The organism is Rossellomorea sp. YZS02 (assembly GCF_033963925.1).
Taxonomy (GTDB): Bacteria; Bacillota; Bacilli; order Bacillales; family Bacillaceae_B; genus Rossellomorea.
In genome coordinates this window covers 25,538-48,553 of sequence record NZ_JAXBLY010000007.1, presented here as the reverse complement: position 1 = coordinate 48,553, position 23,016 = coordinate 25,538, and the positions used below count along the sequence as shown (strand labels likewise).

26 protein-coding genes and 1 pseudogene are annotated in these 23,016 nt (G+C 41.3%); 21 read left to right on the top strand and 6 right to left on the bottom strand.

Annotation, left to right across the window (positions count from 1 at the left end):
* Nucleotides 1–2: 2 nt before the first annotated feature.
* The 4 genes from SLH55_RS08710 (at nt 3) to SLH55_RS08695 (ending at nt 2,984) form a co-directional block, all read left to right on the top strand.
* Nucleotides 3–1,031, top strand: a complete 1,029-nt coding sequence (locus SLH55_RS08710) for a serine hydrolase domain-containing protein (RefSeq protein WP_320323212.1) — start codon at nt 3–5, stop codon at nt 1,029–1,031.
* Nucleotides 1,032–1,049: 18 nt separating this feature from the next.
* Nucleotides 1,050–1,646: an AAA family ATPase gene (locus SLH55_RS08705; RefSeq protein WP_320323211.1), complete on the top strand. Its 597-nt coding sequence runs from the start codon at nt 1,050–1,052 to the stop codon at nt 1,644–1,646.
* Nucleotides 1,647–1,669: 23 nt separating this feature from the next.
* Nucleotides 1,670–2,125 (top strand): GNAT family N-acetyltransferase, encoded by a 456-nt coding sequence (locus SLH55_RS08700; RefSeq protein WP_320323210.1) that lies wholly within the window; start codon nt 1,670–1,672, stop codon nt 2,123–2,125.
* Between the two features lie 517 nt (nt 2,126–2,642).
* Nucleotides 2,643–2,984 (top strand): hypothetical protein, encoded by a 342-nt coding sequence (locus SLH55_RS08695; RefSeq protein WP_219168653.1) that lies wholly within the window; start codon nt 2,643–2,645, stop codon nt 2,982–2,984.
* A gap of 80 nt (nt 2,985–3,064) precedes the next feature.
* Here the strand turns inward: SLH55_RS08695 and SLH55_RS08690 are convergent, their stop codons facing one another.
* Nucleotides 3,065–4,060, bottom strand: a complete 996-nt coding sequence (locus tag SLH55_RS08690; RefSeq protein WP_320323293.1) for a sensor histidine kinase — start codon at nt 4,058–4,060, stop codon at nt 3,065–3,067.
* Nucleotides 4,061–4,083: 23 nt separating this feature from the next.
* Nucleotides 4,084–4,782 carry a LytTR family DNA-binding domain-containing protein gene (locus SLH55_RS08685; RefSeq protein ID WP_320323209.1) on the bottom strand — a complete coding sequence of 233 codons (699 nt, stop codon included), beginning with the start codon at nt 4,780–4,782 and terminating at the stop codon, nt 4,084–4,086.
* Nucleotides 4,783–4,946: 164 nt separating this feature from the next.
* On the opposite strand from SLH55_RS08685, the gene SLH55_RS08680 reads away from it, so the two are divergent.
* The 9 genes and pseudogenes from SLH55_RS08680 (at nt 4,947) to SLH55_RS08640 (ending at nt 11,075) form a co-directional block, all read left to right on the top strand.
* Complete coding sequence (locus SLH55_RS08680) at nt 4,947–5,699, top strand: ABC transporter ATP-binding protein (RefSeq protein WP_320323208.1); 753 nt, start codon at nt 4,947–4,949, stop codon at nt 5,697–5,699.
* Nucleotides 5,689–6,846 carry an ABC transporter permease gene (locus SLH55_RS08675; protein WP_320323207.1) on the top strand — a complete coding sequence of 386 codons (1,158 nt, stop codon included), beginning with the start codon at nt 5,689–5,691 and terminating at the stop codon, nt 6,844–6,846. The genes SLH55_RS08680 and SLH55_RS08675 overlap by 11 nt, the downstream gene beginning before the upstream one ends.
* Before the next feature lie 334 nt (nt 6,847–7,180).
* Nucleotides 7,181–7,414: pseudogene (locus SLH55_RS08670) on the top strand (hypothetical protein).
* Between the two features lie 169 nt (nt 7,415–7,583).
* Nucleotides 7,584–8,513 (top strand): RNA polymerase sigma factor, encoded by a 930-nt coding sequence (locus SLH55_RS08665; RefSeq protein ID WP_320323206.1) that lies wholly within the window; start codon nt 7,584–7,586, stop codon nt 8,511–8,513.
* 200 nt (nt 8,514–8,713) lie between these two features.
* Nucleotides 8,714–9,133: an ASCH domain-containing protein gene (locus tag SLH55_RS08660; RefSeq protein WP_320323205.1), complete on the top strand. Its 420-nt coding sequence runs from the start codon at nt 8,714–8,716 to the stop codon at nt 9,131–9,133.
* Entirely contained in the window at nt 9,111–9,530 is a 420-nt protein-coding gene (locus tag SLH55_RS08655; protein WP_320323204.1) for a GNAT family N-acetyltransferase, read from the top strand. The genes SLH55_RS08660 and SLH55_RS08655 overlap by 23 nt, the downstream gene beginning before the upstream one ends.
* Before the next feature lie 36 nt (nt 9,531–9,566).
* On the top strand, nt 9,567–10,250 hold the full coding sequence (locus tag SLH55_RS08650; protein ID WP_320323203.1) for an alpha/beta fold hydrolase: 684 nt from the start codon (nt 9,567–9,569) through the stop codon (nt 10,248–10,250).
* 64 nt (nt 10,251–10,314) lie between these two features.
* A complete protein-coding gene (locus SLH55_RS08645; protein ID WP_320323202.1) occupies nt 10,315–10,497 on the top strand; it encodes a hypothetical protein in 183 nt (60 codons plus the stop codon).
* 194 nt (nt 10,498–10,691) lie between these two features.
* Nucleotides 10,692–11,075, top strand: a complete 384-nt coding sequence (locus tag SLH55_RS08640; protein ID WP_320323201.1) for a DUF4183 domain-containing protein — start codon at nt 10,692–10,694, stop codon at nt 11,073–11,075.
* Between the two features lie 34 nt (nt 11,076–11,109).
* On the opposite strand, the gene SLH55_RS08635 is transcribed toward SLH55_RS08640, so the two are convergent.
* The gene (locus SLH55_RS08635) at nt 11,110–11,496 is read right to left on the bottom strand and encodes a DUF4183 domain-containing protein (RefSeq protein WP_226673806.1); all 387 of its coding nucleotides are present in this window, start codon (nt 11,494–11,496) and stop codon (nt 11,110–11,112) included.
* Between the two features lie 173 nt (nt 11,497–11,669).
* Here SLH55_RS08635 and SLH55_RS08630 point away from each other — a divergent pair, with 173 nt between their 5' ends.
* From SLH55_RS08630 to SLH55_RS08610, 5 genes are all read left to right on the top strand, one after another.
* Nucleotides 11,670–12,050: a VOC family protein gene (locus SLH55_RS08630; protein ID WP_226673805.1), complete on the top strand. Its 381-nt coding sequence runs from the start codon at nt 11,670–11,672 to the stop codon at nt 12,048–12,050.
* A gap of 12 nt (nt 12,051–12,062) precedes the next feature.
* Nucleotides 12,063–12,707: a DUF4937 domain-containing protein gene (locus tag SLH55_RS08625; RefSeq protein ID WP_320323200.1), complete on the top strand. Its 645-nt coding sequence runs from the start codon at nt 12,063–12,065 to the stop codon at nt 12,705–12,707.
* 71 nt (nt 12,708–12,778) lie between these two features.
* Nucleotides 12,779–13,558: an SDR family oxidoreductase gene (locus tag SLH55_RS08620; RefSeq protein WP_320323199.1), complete on the top strand. Its 780-nt coding sequence runs from the start codon at nt 12,779–12,781 to the stop codon at nt 13,556–13,558.
* Nucleotides 13,559–14,028: 470 nt separating this feature from the next.
* A complete protein-coding gene (gene abc-f / locus SLH55_RS08615) occupies nt 14,029–15,714 on the top strand; it encodes a ribosomal protection-like ABC-F family protein (RefSeq protein ID WP_320323198.1) in 1,686 nt (561 codons plus the stop codon).
* A gap of 106 nt (nt 15,715–15,820) precedes the next feature.
* Nucleotides 15,821–17,041 carry a dicarboxylate/amino acid:cation symporter gene (locus SLH55_RS08610; RefSeq protein WP_320323197.1) on the top strand — a complete coding sequence of 407 codons (1,221 nt, stop codon included), beginning with the start codon at nt 15,821–15,823 and terminating at the stop codon, nt 17,039–17,041.
* Nucleotides 17,042–17,087: 46 nt separating this feature from the next.
* Here SLH55_RS08610 and SLH55_RS08605 read toward each other — a convergent pair whose 3' ends face one another.
* Both SLH55_RS08605 and SLH55_RS08600 read right to left on the bottom strand, forming a co-directional pair.
* Nucleotides 17,088–18,008, bottom strand: a complete 921-nt coding sequence (locus tag SLH55_RS08605) for a helix-turn-helix transcriptional regulator (RefSeq protein ID WP_320323292.1) — start codon at nt 18,006–18,008, stop codon at nt 17,088–17,090.
* 133 nt (nt 18,009–18,141) lie between these two features.
* A complete protein-coding gene (locus SLH55_RS08600) occupies nt 18,142–18,981 on the bottom strand; it encodes a LysR family transcriptional regulator (protein WP_320323196.1) in 840 nt (279 codons plus the stop codon).
* Between the two features lie 83 nt (nt 18,982–19,064).
* Between SLH55_RS08600 and SLH55_RS08595 the strand changes: the two genes are divergently transcribed.
* From SLH55_RS08595 to SLH55_RS08585, 3 genes are all read left to right on the top strand, one after another.
* The gene (locus SLH55_RS08595; RefSeq protein ID WP_320323195.1) at nt 19,065–19,934 is read left to right on the top strand and encodes a sulfite exporter TauE/SafE family protein; all 870 of its coding nucleotides are present in this window, start codon (nt 19,065–19,067) and stop codon (nt 19,932–19,934) included.
* Between the two features lie 221 nt (nt 19,935–20,155).
* On the top strand, nt 20,156–21,448 hold the full coding sequence (locus SLH55_RS08590) for a M20 family metallo-hydrolase (RefSeq protein WP_320323194.1): 1,293 nt from the start codon (nt 20,156–20,158) through the stop codon (nt 21,446–21,448).
* A 202-nt stretch (nt 21,449–21,650) separates the two neighbouring features.
* A complete protein-coding gene (locus SLH55_RS08585) occupies nt 21,651–22,220 on the top strand; it encodes a sugar O-acetyltransferase (RefSeq protein WP_320323193.1) in 570 nt (189 codons plus the stop codon).
* A gap of 60 nt (nt 22,221–22,280) precedes the next feature.
* Here the strand turns inward: SLH55_RS08585 and SLH55_RS08580 are convergent, their stop codons facing one another.
* A complete protein-coding gene (locus tag SLH55_RS08580) occupies nt 22,281–22,913 on the bottom strand; it encodes a glycosyltransferase (RefSeq protein WP_320323291.1) in 633 nt (210 codons plus the stop codon).
* Nucleotides 22,914–23,016: the final 103 nt, after the last annotated feature.

The window sequence follows — 23,016 nt, the reverse complement described above, 5'->3', positions numbered from 1 at the left end:
AGATGGAACCACTACCTATCAACATTAAAAGGAAGATGGAAGAATATCAAATAGCGGGAGTCAGTATGGTTTTGATTGAAGGTGCTGAGATAAGCAGAACGGACTGCTTTGGTTCCCTCGAAATAGGTTCGACTAAAAGAGTGGAACAGGCATCCATCTTTAATGCTTGTTCCATCAGTAAGTTTTTCACTTCTATGTTGGTAATGACCTTATCGGAACAGGGTATTTTACATATCGATGAAGATGTAAGCAAACATCTGTCAACAAGGATTGTCCCTGAGAAATTTTCAAACGAATTTATTACGCTCAGACACCTACTCTGTCATCAGTCGGGAATTGAAGATCCCAGCAACGGGTTCGGGGAATTAAATCCTCTGTGGGGGAAGCCTGCAATGAAAGAACTGTTGGAAGGGGTGACACCCTATTGCAGTAGTCTGGTTGAAGCGAAAGTGGAGCCTGGAAGAGAGTTTTGTTATTCAGATGCCGGTTATTGCATGATTCAGCTTGTAATTGAAAATGTATTGGGGAAATCCTTTCAAGAGGTGATCCGGGAATATTTATTTCAGCCATTGCGGTTGAATGATAGTACATATGATCTGCCTTCTATCAGGACACAATTTTCTTGTGGTCACATGAAGGCTAATAGATTAGTAGAGAGGAAATACCCGATTTATCCATATCCTGCTGCTTCGGGATTATGGACTACCCCGACAGACGTGGCTCAACTGGTCATGGAATTAATGTTTGCTTTGAAGGGAAAAGGAAACCTTCTCTCGTCCTTTGCCGCCCAAGAAATGATAAAGCCTCAGGGAGGAAAGGATTGGGCAGGTTTGGGGGTCTTTCTTGATCCGGGCTGTGAGAGGGTAGAGATTTCTTCACTTGGTTGGGGTGTTGGCTTTCAATGCATGATGGTCGCGAATCCTTATGAAGAAACAGGACTTGTGATCATGACAAATACTGACACGGGTGTTCATCAGATGAAAGGGTTGATAGGGGAAGTGTATAGAGCTATTTTCCAAAATAGCAGGTAAGGGATTGGGGTGAATGAATTGATTATTTGGATTAATGGTGCGTTTGGTTCCGGTAAGACACAAACGGCATATGAGTTACATAGGCGAATGAAGGATTCATTTGTATATGACCCGGAAGAAGTGGGATTCCTTTTGAGGAAGATGATCCCTATACAGGCGTCGAAAGAGGATTTTCAAGATTACGCACCTTGGCGGGAATGCAATTATTCAATCCTGAAATATATTGATGAACATTATGATGGTGTCGTCATTGTGCCCATGACGATCGTCGATGCAGATTATTTCAATGAAATTATAGACGAATTAAGAAAAGAGGGCGTAGAAGTCAAGCACGCCATTCTTTGGGCGGACAAAGAAATAATTGAAAAAAGGTTAAGAAGAAGGGGAGAAAGGAAGAATTCATGGGCGGCAAAACAAATCGACAGATGCATGGAAGGCTTGTCAAACAAAACCTTTGAAAATCGTATCCTTACAAACAACCTGGCTGTGGAAAAGGTTGCGGAATCAATTGCGGATCTATTTGAAATTACATTACTGCCCGATGATCGAAGTGAAGTTAGGAAAAGATTCAGCAGAATCAAAATACAAATGAAGCAATTGAGAATATTTTCTTGATTTAAATAGGAGGTGGAGTCAATTTGTATCAGTATTTCAATGGATTGATCATCAGGGAAGGGACAGAAGGGGTTCCTGCTCATTCAGTGGAAGCGCTGTTTAAAGATGCAGGTTGGTCAAGGAATATTCCAGCATGGCAGAAAGAAAAGTTTTCTTTGATCTTTACGAATTCGACATGGGCCTTCACTGTTTGGGATCAGAACGAGATGATTGGGATGGTAAGGGTGATTTCAGACAAGATCATGGCAGCCAATATAATGGATTTAGTGGTTCTATCTAATTATCGGGGGAGGGGGATAGGAAAGAAACTTGTTCAGCTCTGTGTCGGTAAATTGCCTCATGGAGATTGGTTCGCTCATACCTCTGCGAACAATTTCAAATTCTATGAAATGTGTGGATTCGAGGTGAAAGACTTAAAGGAAAATGGAACATGTGCGTATTATGGTTACATTAAGGCACGTAAACAGGGACATCGGTAGATAATAATTCAGCGAAGTGAAATAAGAACCTCCTTATGATACAGAAAAATGAATGAATGTATTCTAAAATACTTCAGAAAAGGAGCGATCGATATATCAAATTAAGAAATATAAGTAAATATTAAGAAAGGCTCAGAACAAATACTGAGCCTTGTTTGTATGTCGGTTTTTAAAAATTTCTATTTTTTCTCGCTTTTTTTCTAAAGTAACCAATTGTTATTCCGATAATGCCTGCAATAATGATTAGTGGAATGAAAATATAAAATACAACTCCGGATGCTCCAATCATTGAAGTTCCTCCTCTCTAATCGTTCACAATAATATTCCCCACATGTTATTAGTAGAAACGTTTGGATGTGTTTGATGCATGTGATTAAAATACACTACGAATGATAGAGAATCTGTTGAAGATTGTTATGTGTTGAGCACATTTTCATAGACTTGATTGCTATGCCCATACTTTCCTACTTAACATTTCATATACTAGTGTATCCTTCGATTAGAAAGGAGGGAAAGTGTGAATAGAAAATATAGTGACAATAATTGCAACAAATGTAATCCGTACAAGCATGATGATCATAGTGACCATCTACAAGTAGATACATGCAATTGTTGTGTTATTGGTTTAGAGAAGACTATTATGGATCAATTTCGTTGTGGGGACACCATTGGGATTACTATATTTGGAGAGGCATCAGCAGGTATTTTCGTTGGGAGATTTAGAAGTTTGAAAAATAGTGTAGTTGAAATCGATGACCTTCTTGTTCCAGGTACAACAAGTTTTGTACCACTTTGTGATATTGCTAGTATCGAGAAAGGGCTTCAGTTTCAGAATGAACCCATGAAGATTAATAAATAGTATAGTTTCTAAAAGGGATGTTAATCTATTCATTCTCTCAATATAATATAATCATAGATTTTACTATTGAAAGCTCAGAGTTATTCTGAGCTTTCTTCTATTTTTCCTTGATGAATTGCAGGAATCTTGATTTTTACTGTAAACTCTTCTTCCTTATACGTGAAGTCGAGAGAACCCATGTAGTCATGGACAGTATCGTGGATGATTTTTGTCCCAAGGCCTTCGTGCTTATTTTTTGTCGTTTGACCGAAACTTTGATATAGACGGTCAAGGATTGGCGTTGGAATTGGCAAGGAAGGATTCTGGCAAATAATCATATACAGCCCACTTCTCTTATAGAACTGCAGGCTAACGTTTGCCTGCTTACCGGAATGTATTTTCCACTCGGTGGAAGCTTCAATGCTATTTGATAACAGATTCCCAAGCAGTGTGACGATATGTTTATCTTTCATTGGAAGGGTAGAAAATGGCATGTCTGCATCGTAGATCATCGTCACCCCCGAAGCCTTCCCACGATTGTACATTTCCTGGAGGATGCCCGCTACACTGCCCCGTTCTCCTTTAATGGATAGGTTGGTTTCTTCATAACCATCCACGAGGTCATCCAGATAGGCGGCTGCTTCTTCGTGGTGATGGTTTTCCAGCATGTAGTGAATGGAAGCCACATGCTTAAGGAAATCATGGCGTTCACTACGGACTATCCGGAACGTCTCTGTAAGGTGAGAGCGCTCCTCTTCATATTGCTTTTGGTCATTTATTAGCAGATTCATTTTCATTGCTACATCCCATCTGGCAATTTCGATTCCTATAAAGATCAAGAATATTGCTACCATCAGCAACGATGGTTTCATGGGAATATAGGTAAGTAACAATAATAGTTGGGTTAATGAGAGCAGGATGTGCCATTTTTGTGTGATATCGATCGTATGGATCATCATTTTTTTAATGAGAAGATAAGAAATGATGAGAATAACCGGGTAAGTGAGATAGTATGGCAATTGCCAAGATAAATTCATAAGTATTTGTTCAATATGTATAAATCCGATTAACGATAGTACGAACCAATAGATAATCATTCGTTTCAATGCGGCTTCACCCTTTAGAAATAATGTTGTTGCAGGTACTCTACTTTTTCCTTTGTGATCATGGCCTGTGCATCGAGACCTTCAAACGTGATGATATATGAATTTTTCGCATAAAGGGAGAAATTCTTCACATAGTGTATGTTGATGATGAAGGAGCGATGGGAACGGATAAAATCTCTTTCACGCAGTTCTCCTTCTAATTCATTCAACGTTAAATAGGTTTTGATTCTTTCTTCTTTCGTATAAATCGTCGTGGATCGGCCGGATCTTTCAATGAAGACGATATCTTTCTTTTGTACGATATGTATATCATTTTTTTGTTTTAAATAGAGGCGTCCTTTCAGTTCAGCCGCCTTCGACTTTTCCATTAGACGCTCGATGGATTTCATCAGGCGGTCATTTGTATACGGCTTCATGATGTAGTCATGGACGTTCAACTCGAAGGCGTGGACAGCATATCCACTGTTTGCTGTTACGAAAATGACCGAAATATTGAGAGCGTGAGAGTGGATGATATCCGCCAGTTCATATCCAGATAGGTGGGGCATCTCAATATCCGCGATCAGAACGTCGATGGTTTCTTTCTTGATTTGGTCATAGGCTTCCTCGGCTGAGGTGGTGGAAAAGACGATTTCCACACCCTGTGCCCGGGAAACGATGCCGTTTAACTTATCTAAATCGATCATTCGATCGTCTACGAGACCAATCTTCATTTCCATTCCCCTCACATTTCTATCATTCTACTTCATTTTACCATTTTTAAAGAAGAATTTGGCATTTTCACGACAAGAAATGGACTTTTCACGACATAAGTAAAGATTCTCCCCCAATTCATTTGTATGATAAAAACATATTAAACATTATTGAGGTGATTGTATTGATTCATATTCGTGAAGTGACAAAGACGTTTAAGGATAAAAAGAACTATATAACCGCATTAAAACATGTCTCTCTTTCCGTTCAGAAAGGGGAAGTGGTCGGGCTGCTCGGTGAAAATGGTGCAGGAAAGACCACGCTTCTAAGGGCAATTGCAACTTTACTGACACCTACAGAGGGCACGATAGAAGTTGCAGGTTACGATACCATTGAAAATCCCAACAAAATCAAAACGAAGATCGGTGTCTTATTTGGAGGGGAAACGGGTTTATATGACCGTTTATCTGCAAGGGAAAACCTGCAATACCTCGCTCGCCTATACGGCTTGAGCAAGCATGAAACGAAAGTGAGGATCGATGATCTGTCGAGGATGTTCGGAATGAGGGATTATCTTGACAGGCGGGTAGGTGGATTTTCCAAAGGGATGCGTCAGAAGGTCGCTATTGCAAGGACATTGATCCATAATCCAGATATCATCTTGTTTGATGAACCGACGACAGGTCTAGACATCACATCTTCAAATGTCTTTCGCCAGCTTGTCCATCAGCTGAAGCGTGAAGGGAAGACCATCCTCTTCTCCAGCCACATCATGGAGGAAGTATCCATGCTATGTGACAAAGTGGCCATGATGCATAAAGGGGAATTGGTGTACCAAGGCGATATTGAAGAATTATACAAGACTGAAAAGAGCAGGGATCTTAATTATATCTTTATGAGTAAATTGGTGAGAGGGGATGAGCACTATGCTTCTTAATATCTATCTGAAAGAATTGAAAGACAGTTTCAGAGACCGCAGAACTCTTCTGCTCACCGTCTTCCTTCCGTTATTTATGATGAGTGGACTTGTATTTTTCTATGAGAATATGGTTTCAGGAGGAGAAGGGGAATCCTATGCCCTTGCAGTGGACACTTCCATCAGTCGTGAACTCTCGGAAATATTCTCAGGATTCGAAAATATTGAGCTTGTTAAATCAGACAACCCGAGAAAAGCTGTTGAAGAGGGAGAAGCACTTGCCGCCATGATTGTAAGCACGGATTTTATTCAAAGTATCGATGAAGGAACGGAAGCCGAGATCACTTTAATCGGGGATTCCTTCAGCCAGAATTCAAGCAATCTTATGAATGCGGCTACAAACGCCCTAACCGCCTATGAAAAAGAAGTTACTTCAGAGAGATTAAGAGCAGAAGGGACGGACCTTGCCATCATTCAGCCGTTCACTATTAAACAGCAGGAAGTCTCGGATGATGAGGGAAGCATATTCCTGCTATCCTTCCTTGTACCTCTTATCCTGGCAATATCCATAGGAGTGGGAACCGCTCCATCAGCTGCAGACTTATTCGCAGGGGAAAAAGAGAAAAAAACGATGGAAGCATTGCTCATGACACCTGTCAAACGTTCCACATTAATGCTTTCTAAGTGGTTGACCATTGCTTCTGTCGGGGTCATCACAGGACTTGTCACCCTCATTGTTCTCACAGTTGAAATCAGTTTATTTACAGAAAACCTGAAAAAAGCAGTATCCTTCGGTGAGAATGTTTATCAAATTGTCGGGATTTCCCTCCTACTTACCGTTGTGTATGCCGTATTTATTGCTTCCCTGCAGATGATCACAAGCATTCTAGGAAAGACCGTCAAGGAAGCAGGCAGTTACAGCGCACCGATCATGATGCTTGCTGCGTTCCCAGGCATGTTCATCACAAATGTCGGACTGAACGAGCTGACCTTTAAACATTTCGCCATCCCGATTCTGAACCTCTTCAGCCAATTTAAAGAGTTGTTGATGGGTGTGGTGGATTATCAGCACATCGCCATTACGATCGGAAGCAACCTGGTGATTATGATTATCATCTTTATGATTGGAAGAGTGCTGTTCTTGAAGGATAAATGGGTCATGAATTAATGGATTTAGAAGCAATCACGATTATTATTGTGGTTGCTTCTTAAATCGATTATTTAGAATGATACATTTCTAAAAATTGCTCAACAATTATATTCATTTTGAGGAGGATCTGGCTTGAAAGAAAATCTGACTATAGCATGGGTCGCTTCGTGGTTAGCCCTTTTGGGTCAATTGTTGTTTTTTATTTGTGTAGCACTGTACACCGGTGAGTGGATGTACGTCATGTGGAGTTTTATGGTGAGCATGTCCGCCGGTGTACCAAGTGTGATCCGAACGTGGCAGGCTCACAAAAGAAGACAGCATGAACAACTATGAAAGGAAGTTGAGATGAACGATGGGCAATATCGATAAAAGGAACCGCCTGGATGAAATGCCTTTTCACTACCAGGTCAATAAAGATCTAAGCGTATTTATTGGTTATGAGGGGAAGTAAGTGAAAATTTTGAAGGGGAAAGACGCGGAAAAATTCTTGAAAAGAATACAAGATACTTACGATGAAAAAAACAAACAGTTAATAATGGCAAAAGTGACAGGGAATTTCAAGAGGGGAAATGAACGGAAAGATTAGTTTCTCTTACCAGGTAATATCCAATTTTTATGATTATGCAAATTGAATAATATAGTAAAATGAAAAGTGAAAAATCTAAATATTTTTCACTTTTATTGTCCTGCCCGTATAATTTGGCAGTGGTTAAACGTTTTACATATGAACTAGAAAAATATAGAGGGGGATGAAAATGCGGGAAACGATAGAAGAATCGTTCACGGAAAAAAACAGGGAATTGGCGAGTGAGTTTCAATCCATGATGGAAGAATTTAAAGAAGGATTATGGAAGTATTGCCGATATTTAACGGGGTCACCGTGGGATGGGGAAGATTTATTTCAGGATACGATGTTAAAAGCGTTCGGAGGCTACTACCAGCGTTGGCATCCCACAAACCCGAAAGCCTATTTATACCGTATGGCCACAACCACATGGATTGACCGGTGTAGAAAAGAAAAAAGGCATCTGGGTCTCCTTGAAGAAGATGAATTCCTTCAAGATACCCCAAAAGATGATCTGGAAGCAGAAGAAGCTTTACACATCCTATTTAACCATTTTTATCCCCGGCAGGTCGCGGTCTTCCTGTTGAGGGAGGTATTCAGGTTCGATGCGAGGGAAGTGGCTGGCATGGTGAGGACAACACCAGGAGGGGTCTACGCTGCGGTCCGTCGTATAAAGGAAAAACTGAAAACGATTGATGTTCGTGAAAGCAGAAGTCAACAGACTCAACCTGAAACTCACCCGATCATCAAGGCATACCTGAAAGCTATGAATGATGGGGATATTGACGCTGTGATGGCATTGATCAGTGAAGAAGCACAAAATGATGCCGCCCTCGGTTTCCAGGAATTCAACAAAGAAGAGATGCGCTCCGGTTCAATGAAATATGGACTTCCAGTTATGAGGGCTGTGGAATACAGTTTATGGGGACGTAATGTTATCGTCAAGCTAACAGATGGCGAGAAAGGTCCTGAAATCCATGACATACAATACCAGGAAGTGGAGAACGGGAAAATCGTGCATCATATCAGTTACTATTTCAGAAAAGAATTGATTTTTGCCGCTGCAGAAGAACTGGGGATCAGGGTTCAGACTGATAAGCCTGTCGTTGATTGGAATTAACTTATATCGTACTGTTCAGGAAGCTAATCCAAAGGTTAGCTTCTTTTTCATCAAAAAGGATTATCGGTATTGGATAATTATGTTAAAGTGGAAGAGTACTGGAGATTTCTCTATTAATGAATAAAGGATTACATTCAGGAGATCGTTTCGGAATCCAGTCGATCATCCTGTTCACAGAATGAAAAGTTAAGGAGTATTCAATGAAAGGGTTAATAATCAGAGCACCATGGATCGATTATATTCTTAAAGGGGGAAAGACCTGGGAGATACGCGGTTCTAACACGGCTGTCAGGGGGCGCGTCGGATTAATAAAGAGCGGCACCGGGACAGTCATAGGAACAGTTGAAATCAAAGACAGTATAGAATTGACGTTGGATAATTACCGTGAGAATTCCATTAAGCATGGCGGAGATGGACAGGAAGCGCTCTCGCTTCCTTATAAAAGGACATATGCATGGGTGTTGGATCAGCCTTCGATATTTGATAAACCTTTTCGTTACAAGCATCCAATGGGTGCAGTCATATGGGTGAATCTTTCCAAAGCGATGAATGGCGGACTTACGGAATTATTAGAAGCGGAATGGGAGGAATGTCGAAATGGAAATAAGCGTGAAAGATAATGTAATCATCGAAATACGAGAATATAGAGAAGAAGACTTTAATTATATTCATCATCTTAACTCAGACGAACAGTGGAATAACCTGGTGGAGAAGAAAGATAGTACAAAAAATGCCTGGAACAACTCTACTATCGCCTTTGTGGCATTACATGAAGGAGAAATCATTGCCTATATCAGGGGATTGACCGACCAATCCATCACCCTTTTTATCTGTGAATTACTGATCCATCGGGAGTTCCGTGCGAAGGGAATTGGTGACGCACTCCTGCAGTACGTACATGGGTTATATCCGGATACGAGAATAGAGATGCTCGCTAGCAGCACCTCCCATACGTATTATGAACAAAAAGGATACAGACCGTTTTATGGATTCAGGAAAACCTTTCAGGAGCATTAAGGATGGCTGTGGAAGAGGAGAATCAGGGGGATGACAATGGAAAAAATATATATGCTTCACGGTTTTATGGGCACGGCACGTACGCACTTCTCAAATCAGATTGCATACTTTGAAGATCGCTACGAGCTTGTACTACTTGATTTGCCGGGACATGGGGATTCAACAACAGAGCCTTCCGATAACTACATTGAAGATACCCTTCATTATCTATATTCAATTATAGAGGAAAAAGGTGAAGGTTATATTTTGGGGTTGTCACTGGGAGCATCGCTGGCCATACATATCGCTTTACGTAAGCCGGAACTTGTGAAGGGGGTCATTCTGACTGGTTACTCACCTCATATTCCTGAAGAGTTGAATGAGATTATGGAGAAACAGAATGATTACTTCCTGCGTATTGAAGAGAATGACGAGGATATTGCACAGCATTTTCTGCAACTGCATGGGGGTAAATGGAAGGAAACGATTCAAAGAGTACTTCATACAATGACCTATCATTATCCCGCCGTTACAAAAGAGGACTTACAAAGACTCACACGGCCAGTACTGGTTTTGAACGGAAGTCATGATGTGCATGAAGTGGAATCCATTGCTTATATCAAAAAATCAAATCCGGAAATTGAGGTCGGCTTACTCCCGAATGCAGGGCATACAGCAAATATTGATGAACCGGATGAATTCAATTCAACAGTACAAAAGTTTTTAGATCGAATAAATTAGTCAGATAAGTAGGATTGCATTTCATTTCCATCTTCAACATATGATCTATGAGGGGGAGATAGTAATGACGTGGTTCGTTGTTTTAATTGTTGGGATCTTGTTATTTGCACTGGTTATAGATATCAGACGAAAAAGAAGAGGAAACGACTGGCACACCCCGGGGATAGATCCTGGTGCGAAACCAGGGGAAGACAGAAACTACACCATGGGTGGTGGTCGTGACTCTGGTGGCGGGACGGGGCAATAATGAGACACTGACAATAATTCTAAATTCCATTTCGCCTCTATTAAAGTATTGAAAAGTCCAGTATCTAAAGACTGGGCTTTTTGTTATTCCATGACCTGTATTAACCAAATTATTCCAAAATCCCAATCATTCTACTAGAGCAAGCATATAACTAATAGAGTAATACGATTTTACTAAAGAAAGGGGGGAATGATTTGGCTCTGCAACTAATGAAAATACAGGCTACTGCTACTTCCACCATTTCCGTCTCACCAGATACTGCAAAGTTCTTCAATGTTACCACTGCTGAAACGGCTGCAGGTGCAACGTTGACTATTGATGCAGCAGATTTCTTTGAAGACACTGGAGCTGCTGCGACGGCTCTTCCTGCGTTGGCTGCCAGTAACAGTTATGTGAATTTGTACATCAATGGTGCACTTCAGATGGAGGGGATTTATACGTACACACCTGGTGCAACTGGGGTCGGTTCTTTAGCCATCGATGTCCCGGCAGGTGGAGGTTCCATCATCCAGGATTCTTCGATTGTGCTTGAGGTGATCAACTACGTACCAACCGCTTCTACTACTATTGAAACTTAGTGATTAAAGAGCGATGATTTGTCATCGCTCTTTTCTATTCTCTATGAATTAAAATATATTGTAAGATGACCGGTACCCCTTCAGCAGGGAGGTCCGCTGAAGTCAGTGTGAGCAATCCCTCTCTTACTTTATATAAAGATGGCGGCTGAAGCATGGCATTTACAAAGAGATTCATATACGAGACTTGTTGTGGGCAAAGAATCCCGGACGTACTATATTCCTCGGAACGATCCTGATTAGTGAAATTCCTTTTGGCTCCATCAGAATATGCGACATACTGAAAGGTAGTGGTCTTAAGGATGCCGGGAGTTTGTGGTATCGGAACTGGTGGATAAAATGTATGACAGCTCTTTGGAGGGAATTCTGGTGTGCATCGGATGCCCTGATTGACATAGTGTTGAGCCCTACTTTTTTTTCTCAATTTCCTTCCTCCAATTTCAGATTTTCTTTTTGATATAGTTAATGTATGTCATAAATAGAGTATAGTGATTTAATGCTCGCCCTTTTTCCTAATTTCCTGTAAGAAAATGATTGTCTTCAAAAAGATAATTTGAAATAATTGGTAGTAGCAAAGTGTTAGAGGAGGTTTTTGTTTTGAATTTAACACATACCCGGTTACTGGTGAAGGATTATAGAAAATGCTTCCTTTTTTACAAGGATGTTTTGGGATTTGAGGTATCCTGGGGAGATGAAGACTCTAAGTATGGACAATTTAAAGTCGGACAGGCACATTTAGGTATTTTCGAACGGAAACAGATGACGGATGCACTGGGTACTGAAAACAATCAAGATGCATCTCTTGTCGACCATGTTGCATTGATTTTTGAAGTAGAAAGTGTAGAGGAAGCGTATGAAAAACTGAAAGAAAAAGTGGAATTTATCACAATGCCCATGGAAAAAGTTGAGTGGGGCATGAGGGTCGCTCATTTCCGCGATCCCGAGGGTGCTTTATTAGAAATCTATGAAAATATTTAAGGTGAGGATATGTTGATCAAGAGAATTACCTGCAGAGTGAGAGAGTATCAGAAAGAATTATTCTTTGAATCTCAAAAGCAATGGAGCCGTCTACATTCAGTGAAGGGGTTCATTGGACAATTAGGTGGCTGGCGCTATGATCCAAACCTCACTGCTTGTGTGTTTGCATTTTGGGAAACCCGCAAGGACTACGATTTATTTATGGAAAAAACACATGATGAGATTTTTTTCGATTCTGCTCAAGGAAGCACTTATTCCTCTATAGAAGTTCAATTGTATGAGGGATTCGGCTCGGCTTTGAATTCGGCAGGGGAGATGAGTGATCTCATACGTCAAAGTCAATATATTCGCGTGACAGTAGGTCAGGGAGAAGAAGATAAGAAGGAGAATTCTGACAACACTCAGGAAGCAACCTGGAATTCAGGAAGGGCTGCTGCACAAGGATTGATTGGTGGTACATATGCTTTTTCTCAACAAGAAGTGAATCAATTCCTGGTCTTAACCGGGTGGAAAGATGAAATTTCATATCGGAAAAATCTTGAAAGCGATTTTTCTTTGACTTCAGCTGAGGAACCGTTAAAGGACTTCGTGGAGATCAAAACTGAAGGAATGCATGTAGAAAATGCCTGGCGTGTACTTAAGAAATCAGGACTTTAAGCTGGGTATGTATCAACGCCAAACTCTAAATGCCAGTTGACCTCTCCTTTTAGAAATAGGAGGAAACTAAAATGACCAATTTAACAGGTAAAATAGCCATCGTTACGGGAGCAAGCCGTTCAAAGGGAATCGGAGCAGCAATTTGCCGATCACTTGCCATTGCAGGAGCAGATATTTTCTTTACCCATTTTAGTTCATTTGATGAAATGACTGGGAATGGTGCAGATACAGGCTTTCCTCATCAATTAAGTAAGGAACTGCAAAAAAATGGCGTGCGGGCTGCCCATATGGAGTTGGACCTGGGTGAAGGAACAGCCCACGCTCGTTTAATGGATCAGGTAGAAGAAATTCTAGGTACACCTTCGATATTAGTGAATAACGCGACGTACGAAGCTCCGGCAAGTTATTCCACGTTGGATAAAGATATTCTGGACAAACATTTTCAAGTAAACAACAGCGGGACACTTTTGTTGACAACGGAGTTTGCCAAACGATTTGAAAAAGCTGTCCCCAAAATGGCACACGGCCGGATCATCAATATGGTTTCAAAAGGACCGGACCCCAATAACCTAGCCTATATCGCTACAAAAGGAATGTTGATATCCATTACAGAACCATTATCAGTTGGACTTGCACCTATCGGGATCACAGTGAACTCGGTAGATCCGGGACCGACAGATTCAGGTTGGATCTCTGATGAAATAAGGGAACATCTGCTACCTCTATTTCCAACCGGCCGTATCGGCCAACCGGAAGACGCTGCAAAACTGATCAGCTTCCTGGCCAGCGAAGAATCCGCCTGGATTACAGGACAACTCATAAAATCCGAAGGCGGCTTTTTAGGGAAGTAATTGGTGGAGGGACGGACCTCTAAAGTGAAAATAGAGGTCCGTCCCTCTATTTACAAATTTATCTAATAATGAGATAATAATGAAAATGTTGCGGGGAGGGATAGTAAGTTTATGGAACCAACTAATTGCTGATTAATTTGATTTTTTAAATTAATAAGGATTTTGTAATGAGCTTAAATTGCCTGTGTATTATAGGTTTATTTGTTATGCTCTTTATGGAATCAGGCAATTAGAAGGAAGCTTACTGTCCTGATATCAAGATGAAATGTTCATGAAGGTTAAGCACCGCCAGCACTATATTGACGGTGGTGGACCCTTTATGGGTTATATGTTGATCATGATTCATGACTGTGAGAAGGAATACCCTTCTTGTGGTCTTTTTTTATTGTAAAAAATGAATAGGAGTAAATCTTTTATTTGGCCTGTCCATAAATAGCGTAACTTCATTTCGAACGAAAGAAGGAACGCATATGTTGGAGTTAAAAGTAAATAGAATCAAAAAATATATGGAAGCGACACTCGTCGTAGAAGATGTTTCTCTTGAAGTATATCAAGGAGACAAAGTAGGAATCGTCGGGGAGAACGGATGCGGGAAGAGTACGATCATGAAACTGATCGCCGGTATTGAGCGGATGAATTATTATCCTGGATACCCTCAAACCTCAAGCTACGGTTATGACGAAGGTCTCATTCACATGTCAAAGGGGGCAACCAGTGCGTATTTGGAACAATCGCCTGTCTACCCAGAAGGAATGAAGGCTAGGGATGTACTGTATTCAGCATTCGAAGAAGTAGATCGAATAGAAGTAGAAATGCGTAAATTGGAAAATGACATGAGCGTGTTGGAAGGGAATGAACTTGATAAAGCTTTGAGTCGATATAGTGAACTCATTCAATTATTTGAAGTAAAGGGAGGTTATGAGAAGGAAGAGAAAATAAGCAAGGTCTGTACAGGGCTTCAACTTACAGAAAGCTTGCTGGAGCGTGACTTTGACCTGTTAAGTGGCGGGGAGAAAACCACTGTCGGGCTTGGGAAGCTTTTAATTCATCAGCCCGACATCCTGCTCTTGGATGAACCGACGAATCACCTTGATATGTTATCGGTTGAATGGCTGGAAGGCTTTCTGAAGAGCTATAAAGGTATGGTACTCATTGTCTCCCATGATCGCTATTTCTTAGATAACGTAGTGACAAATATTGTAGAGATCGAGAATAAAAAATCGATTTCATATAAAGGGAATTACACATCATATATTCTTCAAAAAGAAGAGAATTTGAGAGTCCAATATGAGCATTTTAAGGAACAGCAAAAGAAAATCAAACGCATGGAACATACAGTGATGAGTTTACGTGATTGGGCATTGAGGGCTGATAATACGAAGTTCTTTAAAAGGGCAGCAAGCGTTCAAAAGAAACTGTCCAAGTTGGAGCTTATCGATAAACCCAATTTCGAAAGTAGGAGCATACATCTGGACTTGAAAGCTTCAGGCAGATCAGGGAAAGAAGCCATTAAAGGCGTTGGTTTATCGAAACAGTTTGACGATAAGTTGATTTTTGCTAAAACCGATGTGATGGTCCGTTATGGAGAAAGAGTCGCCATGCTGGGTCCAAATGGGAGTGGGAAATCCACATTCCTGAAAATGCTTATAGGTGAAGATCTTCCTGATGGAGGCACAATCCAGTTCGGTGCAAATGTCAATGCGGCCTATTTACCTCAGACGATACTATTTAATAATGATGAAGCAAGCGTCCTTGATACTTTCAGGGAGGATATTTCCATAGTAGAAGGGAAGGCGCGGGAATATCTTTCAAGGTTCATGTTTTATAAAGGAAGTGTATTCAAGAAAGTGAAACATCTTTCGGGAGGGGAGCGAGTCAGATTAAAACTTGCGATGTTATTGTTTCAGGATATCAATCTATTGATTTTGGATGAGCCGACGAATCATCTTGATATTGATACGATTGAAACGATTGAGGAGGCCCTGGACGAATTCAGCGGTACCATTTTCTTCATCTCCCACGACCGTTATTTTATCAACAGAATGGCTGAGAGAATCATCGCGGTTGAAGAGCATACATTAAAAAGTTACAGTGGCAATTATGATGAATATAAACGGGAAATAGAAAAGCGGGGCAAAGAAAGGGATTGTATTTGAATTTAGTAATAGGGAGGGACGGACCTCGAAAAGAAGGTCCGTCCCTCTTCCCGTAAAAGTGATATAATGGGTGTCTGAAAAAATATGTGTAAAGGCGTAGGTGTAAATGAAATACATATGGAAGCAATATATGAAAGTCCCATTTGTTTTGAAGATGTCTGTTGGGTTCCTGTTAGGGATCATCATTGGACTCGTCTTTAAGTCAGATGCTGAAATTCTGAAGCCATTCGGAACGGTGCTCATTCACCTTCTGAGCTTGATAGCCATCCCGGTGATTTTCCTCACTGTAGTGCAGGCGGTGAACAAGATGAGTGTGACCCAGCTTGGTCGGATGGGGTGGAAGCTGATTCTATATTATGCAGCAACCACGGCAGCAGCGGTCTTCATCGGTCTTGGATTAGCGTTTTTTTTCAACCCAGGTACGAATTTAGAACTTCCTAATGCCCAGGTGGCGGAACCAAAAGTACCACAGTTCGGAGATGTACTGCTCCAGATCATCCCTGATAATCTATTCCAGGCTTTTGCAGGTGGCGATACTCTGGCGATTATGTTCCTTGCGATCATTATGGGGATAGCCATATCCTGGATGAAGTTCTCTCAAGAAAGTAAGCTGAGGGAATACGGTGAATTACTGGATAATGTTTTCACTGCCTTCAATGAAATGTTCTATATCCTCCTGAAAGGGGTACTGGCATACGCGCCGATTGGTGTGCTTGCTATCAGTGCTGCGACATTTGGTCAGCAGGGGTGGGACACGATTCAATCTCTCTTAAAGTTTGTGGGAGTCTTTTACCTGGGAATTCTTTTACTCTGGATTATAGTTTATGCGGGCTTCTTAAAGCTGACGGGTAATCCGGTTATCACATTTTTCAAGAAGACGAAAGAAGCATACAGCACTGCCTTTTTCACTTCAAGCAGTATTGCATCTCTACCGGTAGCCATTCAATCAGCCAAGAAGGCCGGTATATCTGATAAAACGGCGAATTTTGCATTACCGTTGGGGGCCATCTTTAATTCAGATGGGGGAGCCCTGAGGATGGGCGTATCGATTGTATTCGCGGCAAACGTCACGAATTTACACCTTTCTGTTACAGACCTCTTGATGATCGTTTTGGTTGGAACTTTACTATCCATTGGAACGTCAGGAGTCCCAGCTGCAGGATTGGTTACATTATCGGCCGTGTTAACGATGTTTGGATTACCACTCGAAATCGTTGCTCTCATTGCAGGAGTCGATGCCATCATCGGAATGGGTGGAACGGCATCTAACGTAACCGGCGACATTGTAGGAGCCGCGGTGGTTGATCGATCTGAAGCGAACGGGTAAATAAGAAAGAGGGACGGACCTCCATTTGGAGGTCCGTCCCTCTTTCTTATTTAATAATTTGTTCCTCAACGATGTGGTGGTCGATGTATGGCATGATCGGGATGATTTCCTTCATTCCTTTTTTGGTGATGGCGTCTATGGCAAGTTCATTTAGTAGTTCTTTTTGAATGAAAGGGGCGATGGGAACGATGGAATGTATTCCATCCGTAAGGTAAGATTCTTTAGCACATTGACTTAATGTTTCTTGACTGATAAATGGGGCAATAGCAGATAAGGAATCTAAACCATTCGATTGAAACTCCTTCTGAGCACACTCATTTATAACGGATTGACTGATAAACGGAGCAAGGGCGGCAAGACCTACTATTCCATTCGCTTCGAATTCCTTCTTGGCACACTCATCAATAACCATTGAGCTAATGAATGCTGCCATAGGCGCCAAACCTTCCATCCCTCTTGACTCAAGTTCTTTCCGGGCACAATCGTCAATCTTATCCTGACTGATGTAAGGGGCAATGGAGGTCAATCCTGCAAGACCATTCATTTTAAATTGTCTGTTGGCTAATTGATCAATTGAATTCTGATGAATATAAGGAGCAATCAATGCCAGATCCTCCAGTGATAGCTCACCATCTACATTATGATACAATCTGTCTGCAATATCCTCACTTAGAATAGGAGCAATATGAATCAACTCATCCTTATCAATTGGATGTGATTCAACCAAAGACTCATTATCAACCAAATCTTTCACCAGCTTTGTCCCTTTACTATTGCCTAACAAATCATCAATGCTGATACTGAATATTCTAGCTAGTTCGGGTAATTTGGATATATCCGGCATGGTTTGTCCCCGCTCCCAGTTACTGATCGCCTGGAAACTGACCCCAAGCTGATCAGCGAGCGCCATCTGTGTAATGTTTTGGTTCTTCCTAAATTGTGCAATCTGTTTCCCAACCTTAGTCATATCAAACAAAATACTCACCTCGTTTTAATAGTATAATCTAAGTCTATCTGTTGATAATTGAATTTCCTATCAAGTATTGCTTGAGTGTGTGAAAAAACTATTTCAATTCTTGCTTTAAGAGGTCCCTCTCCATTTAATTCGTATCATCAATCAAGGATACCAGCTCTTTTATGACGGATAGTGAAGATACGTGTTCAGGATGAACGGCATAAAAGGGGCGGTGGATGACGTAAGGTTCGATTGGGACGAGTTTTCCTTGAATCACTTCTTCTTTGACCATGGAGCTCGAGAGAAATGCGATGCCAAGGCCCCTCACAGCGAGTTGCTTAATGAGGAAATGGCTGCTTGCTTCAAGGATTTCAACCGGGACGATGCGCTCCGATTTTAAGAAATCATCCGCATATTCCCTCGTACCTGAACCTTGTTCCCTCAATATGAAAGGAGAAGAGTGAAGATTCATCCTGCTGCTCGCGAAGAAGCGGAGTTCATCCCGACTGATCACCTCTACATGAAACGGCTCTAATCCCTTCGTTCCCTCAACAAGTGCAAGGTCGAGCTCATTCGAATTCAAGGCTTCTACAATCGTCTCGTGATTATGGATCATCAATTGTAAACGGACTTGAGGATTGAGAACTTTTATTTTTTTAACAAAGTCCGGTAGCAGAACATCGCTGACCGTATGGGTCGAGCCAATCCGTAGTTGGATTTCTTCTTTCTTCTGATTGACCTGTTCCATCGATCTCCACAACTCCATCATTTCTTTCCCATACTCAAACACCTGCTCTCCAGCAGGTGTCAACTCGAATTGCTGATTGGTGGAGGAACGATGGATAAGAGCCGTTCCCAGGCTCTGTTCTAATTTTTTGATATGAACACTGACGGTTGGTTGCGATAAATTCAGGTATTCACTCGTCTTAGTGAAATGCTGAAGTTGCGCGAGTGTAACAAACGTCCGAATCCAGTCCAGTTGCATTATGCCCCCTCCATTATAAAACGTAATCGACTATATTATCATTATTCATTTCTATTATAACTAATCTCGAGGTATAATGTTACATGAAGGAAGTGACGTACGACATGGAATGGATATTATTTATGATAGGTGGGGCCGTCATTGGCATCATCTCCGGTTTTTTTGGCATAGGAGGCGGAATCGTCCTTACTCCTACTTTATTAGTTCTGGGGTATGAACCCAGTCAGGCCATCATACTTTCTTTAATGCTTACATTGGGGTCAACAGTGACAGGTACTGTCTCACATCTGCGATTAAAGAACGTCAATAAGAAATTGGCAGTCCTCTTAGGGGTGTCAGGAGTGATAGGCTCCGTCATGACTGTACCATTTGTAAAATGGCTTGATTCCATAAATGGAGCATCTACCTTTATATCAATAGTTTACATTGGCATCTTAAGTTGGTTTTCTTATCAGTTCTTCAGTAAACGTCAAGAAGATACCCAAGCAAAAGGATCATTTGCGGCACCGGTCATTGGACTATTCACAGGAATGATTTCCTCACTTATGGGAGTCAGCGGGGGATTTGTCATGACACCGTTACTTACAAAGTGGCTTAAACTGGATCTGAATAAAGCGATCGGGACCAGTATTTCGGCTGCTTCGATCATCGTATTATCTGGGATTGCCTCCTTTATGTATACAGGGGAGTCACTTGACTATAGACACGGGATCCTTCTTATCATAGGCGCGCTGATCGGCACACCAATCGGATCCATCCAGCTAAAACGGTTCTCAAGTGTCATCGTCAAACGAATGTTGGCGATCCTTTATATGGTGGTAGCTGTGAGTGTCGTTTTCAAGATGCTTTCCATAGCATCAGTCTCACTGGGTTTGATTTTGGGAGCGGTTCTCGTATTTTTCGGAATACTGATCTATTCAGTGCAACAGTCAAAAAGAACGGCAAATTATTAAGAGAGGTGAAAAACCTCTCTTTTTTTTGTCAATTGTGAAAACGTGAAGGATAAATCGCGACAGCTATCGAACCTAGTCATAACAGAGAACATTATCATACATAGCTTTAGAGCTTACTGCTCAACCTTCCTTGATTTATAGACAATGTGTCTAATGATTAGGAACGCAGTAGCTTATACAATGTCAATAAGTATTAAAATATGTTAACAAAGGGTGATTCTATGAAAATTAATCGGGGAAGATTAGAACGTCATCTGGAAGAGTTAGCTGAAATTGGGAAGATAGGAGAAACAGGGGTTTGCCGACTGGCACATTCAAAAGAAGATCGGCAGGGAGTGGATCTGGTAAAAGGCTGGATGGCAGATGCCGGATTAACGCCCAGAATTGATGGGTTTGGAAATCTCATTGGGAGGCTTGAGGGGCGGGATAAAAACAAACCAATCCTTATTCTTGGATCTCATATAGATTCCCAGCCATACGGCGGAAGATTCGATGGAACAGTCGGAGCGCTTGGAGCAATTGAAGTCGTTCACAGCATGAATGACAATGGTATCATCCCAGAACGCACCATTGAAGTGATATGTTTTTCCGATGAAGAAGGAAGCCGTTTTAACAAAGGAATCTTCGGTGTAAGAGCTTTAGCTGGGATGCTGGAAGAAGGGGAGCTCGAACGAAAAGACAAGAATGGAGTGACAAGGAGGGAGGCGTTGAAAGAGTTTGGTGTCGATACGGACTTGACGGAAAGTCCTGTGTACAAGAAAGGAGACATCGAAGCCTTTTTGGAGCTCCATATAGAACAGGGTCCGGTACTTGAAGGGAAAGACAAGCCGGTAGGTATTGTTTCTGGGATTTCTGGCCCGATATGGCTGACGGTAACACTTGAAGGATTTGCAGGGCATGCAGGATCCGTACCTATGTCGATGAGGCAGGATGCTCTTGTAGGTGCTTCACAAATCATCCGGAAGTTTGATGAACTGGTCAAAAAAGAAGGAACGAACACAACGGTAGGGACTGTCGGAAGCATGCAGGTATTTCCAAATTCCAGGAATATCATTGCCGAAAAGGTAGAGTTCACCATCGACCTGCGGGATATCGACGTTCAAGCACGTACAATACTTGAGCGTAAACTATATCAATTAATTGAAGAAACCACTAAAACGTACCATCTTAAATACGAAATTAAAGAAGATACACGGAGTGAACCAAGGTACTGTGCAGATTGGATCAAGGAAATCATGAGAGAAGAAGATGAAAAGCTTGGATTCTATTCTCCGACCTTAATGAGCGGACCATTCCATGATGCCTTGATCATGTCCTATATCAGTGATTATGGCATGATCTTCGTCCGCTGTGAAAAAGGCATCAGTCATAATCCATTAGAGTTTGCCGAGATGGATGATATTGTAAAAGGTGTTCAGCTTCTTTATGCCACCGCACTCCGCATTTGTCAGGAACGTGGAGACAGTCACCTTGTTCCTGATAAAGCCGGGTATTCTTCTAACAAGAAAGATTAAAGAGTTAAAAGCTATGTCGATATAATGGGGCTATCTCTAATCAACCACTAGAGATAGCTTATTTTCACATAATATTAGTCGTGTGAAGAGATTAAAAATGATCAGATGAAGAAGTAAGGCATCTTCAATGCAATCGTTTGCGCATTGGGGTAATATTTAAGTTAGTATTTAACTTAAGAAGCAAATAAAGAAGGAGGTCAACATGAAAACTGAAAAACAAAAAATGCTTGATGGTGAACTTTATGAACCATGGGATCCTCAATTAATGGAAGAGAGGAAAAAAGCCCGTTATTTAACGCGGATATTGAATTTTACAACTGAAGAAGAGGGAGATGAAAGAGTGGCTGCTATAAAACAGCTATTCGGTTCAACGGGGGAGACGGTTTATCTAGAGCCAAACTTTAGATGTGATTATGGATACAATATACACGTAGGAGATAAGTTCTTTGCTAATTTTGACTGTGTGATATTAGATGTTTGCGAAGTCCGCTTCGGAGAAAATTGCATGCTGGCACCTGGGGTACATATATACACAGCAACTCATCCCGTCCACCCCTTCGAGCGTAACAAGGGACCTGAATTTGGAAAGCCTGTCACTATCGGGGACAACTGCTGGATTGGCGGAGGTGCTATCATTAATCCTGGAGTGAATATAGGAGATAATGTAGTGATCGCTTCCGGTGCTGTTGTTACAAAAGACGTCCCATCCAATGTAGTGATCGGTGGTAATCCTGCCCGCGTCATCAAAAAAATTGATTTGGAAGAGAAATGATAATGGTAGGAATAAGATAGAAAAGAGGAGCTGGGAAGACCGACTTCCCAGCTCCTTTAGTTAAAACTTTTCAGGAAACTGCTTCAATATTCCATCAGATAAGGCATCAGACAAATGAAGGATATGCGCCTTCCCCTCATCAAAGCTTTTGATATTAGCTTTCCAATCTTTATTAATCCTTGCCACTGCTTCATCGGTAACGAACTGTAGATGCATGTATAGCAAATCTTTCAATTTCTTATCAGACCAATAGGGATTGGCACTTGATAAGAATCGGGCAATATCGTCGGCATTTTGATACCATTCTTTATTAAGTTGTTCTACTTGAGCCGATTTGCCACCTTTCGCAGCACCTACGATTTTTCCTGCCAGTATTATATGTTCGGTTAATAAGTCGGCTAATTTGTCACCTGCTTTTTCTCCATAGTAGGGTTTGATTGCATTCCCGATATCCTTTTGGTTCTGAAGCAACCTTGCCAGTACAACATCAGTATCCTCCAACCCATCGACTTCACTAATGATATAATTCCTTGTGTAGAAGACATGATCGGTCCATAGTGTCCTCATTTCTTCCCGTGCCATTATACTCGCTTCACTTAAACAAGAATCCTGCTTGGCTTCAGGCATTAATGGTAATGAAAAAAGGGAAATCAGGACAACGAACAAAAGAACCCCAAACTTTTTCAATTTCATTCCTCCAGTCATTAATGTTCTCCTTTTATCATCTGCTTCTTTATTCCAAACATTTATAGAAAAATATGTTAAAATTTATGAAATAGGGGAGGGACGGACCTTA

Bases quoted from the DNA above. Each gene is read 5' to 3' on its own strand.
- SLH55_RS08655 (WP_320323204.1), top strand. From the start codon at position 9,111: ATGGAAATAAGCGTGAAAGATAATGTAATCATCGAAATACGAGAATAT.
- SLH55_RS08660 (WP_320323205.1), top strand. From the start codon at position 8,714: ATGAAAGGGTTAATAATCAGAGCACCATGGATCGATTATATTCTTAAA.
- abc-f (WP_320323198.1), top strand. From the start codon at position 14,029: ATGTTGGAGTTAAAAGTAAATAGAATCAAAAAATATATGGAAGCGACA.
- SLH55_RS08600 (WP_320323196.1), bottom strand. From the start codon at position 18,981: ATGCAACTGGACTGGATTCGGACGTTTGTTACACTCGCGCAACTTCAG.
- SLH55_RS08590 (WP_320323194.1), top strand. From the start codon at position 20,156: ATGAAAATTAATCGGGGAAGATTAGAACGTCATCTGGAAGAGTTAGCT.
- SLH55_RS08610 (WP_320323197.1), top strand. From the start codon at position 15,821: ATGAAATACATATGGAAGCAATATATGAAAGTCCCATTTGTTTTGAAG.
- SLH55_RS08710 (WP_320323212.1), top strand. From the start codon at position 3: ATGGAACCACTACCTATCAACATTAAAAGGAAGATGGAAGAATATCAA.
- SLH55_RS08620 (WP_320323199.1), top strand. From the start codon at position 12,779: ATGACCAATTTAACAGGTAAAATAGCCATCGTTACGGGAGCAAGCCGT.
- SLH55_RS08605 (WP_320323292.1), bottom strand. From the start codon at position 18,008: ATGACTAAGGTTGGGAAACAGATTGCACAATTTAGGAAGAACCAAAAC.
- SLH55_RS08685 (WP_320323209.1), bottom strand. From the start codon at position 4,782: ATGAAGATTGGTCTCGTAGACGATCGAATGATCGATTTAGATAAGTTA.
- SLH55_RS08675 (WP_320323207.1), top strand. From the start codon at position 5,689: ATGCTTCTTAATATCTATCTGAAAGAATTGAAAGACAGTTTCAGAGAC.
- SLH55_RS08645 (WP_320323202.1), top strand. From the start codon at position 10,315: ATGACGTGGTTCGTTGTTTTAATTGTTGGGATCTTGTTATTTGCACTG.
- SLH55_RS08690 (WP_320323293.1), bottom strand. From the start codon at position 4,060: ATGATTATCTATTGGTTCGTACTATCGTTAATCGGATTTATACATATT.
- SLH55_RS08595 (WP_320323195.1), top strand. From the start codon at position 19,065: ATGAAGGAAGTGACGTACGACATGGAATGGATATTATTTATGATAGGT.
- SLH55_RS08665 (WP_320323206.1), top strand. From the start codon at position 7,584: ATGCGGGAAACGATAGAAGAATCGTTCACGGAAAAAAACAGGGAATTG.
- SLH55_RS08585 (WP_320323193.1), top strand. From the start codon at position 21,651: ATGAAAACTGAAAAACAAAAAATGCTTGATGGTGAACTTTATGAACCA.
- SLH55_RS08650 (WP_320323203.1), top strand. From the start codon at position 9,567: ATGGAAAAAATATATATGCTTCACGGTTTTATGGGCACGGCACGTACG.
- SLH55_RS08580 (WP_320323291.1), bottom strand. From the start codon at position 22,913: ATGAAATTGAAAAAGTTTGGGGTTCTTTTGTTCGTTGTCCTGATTTCC.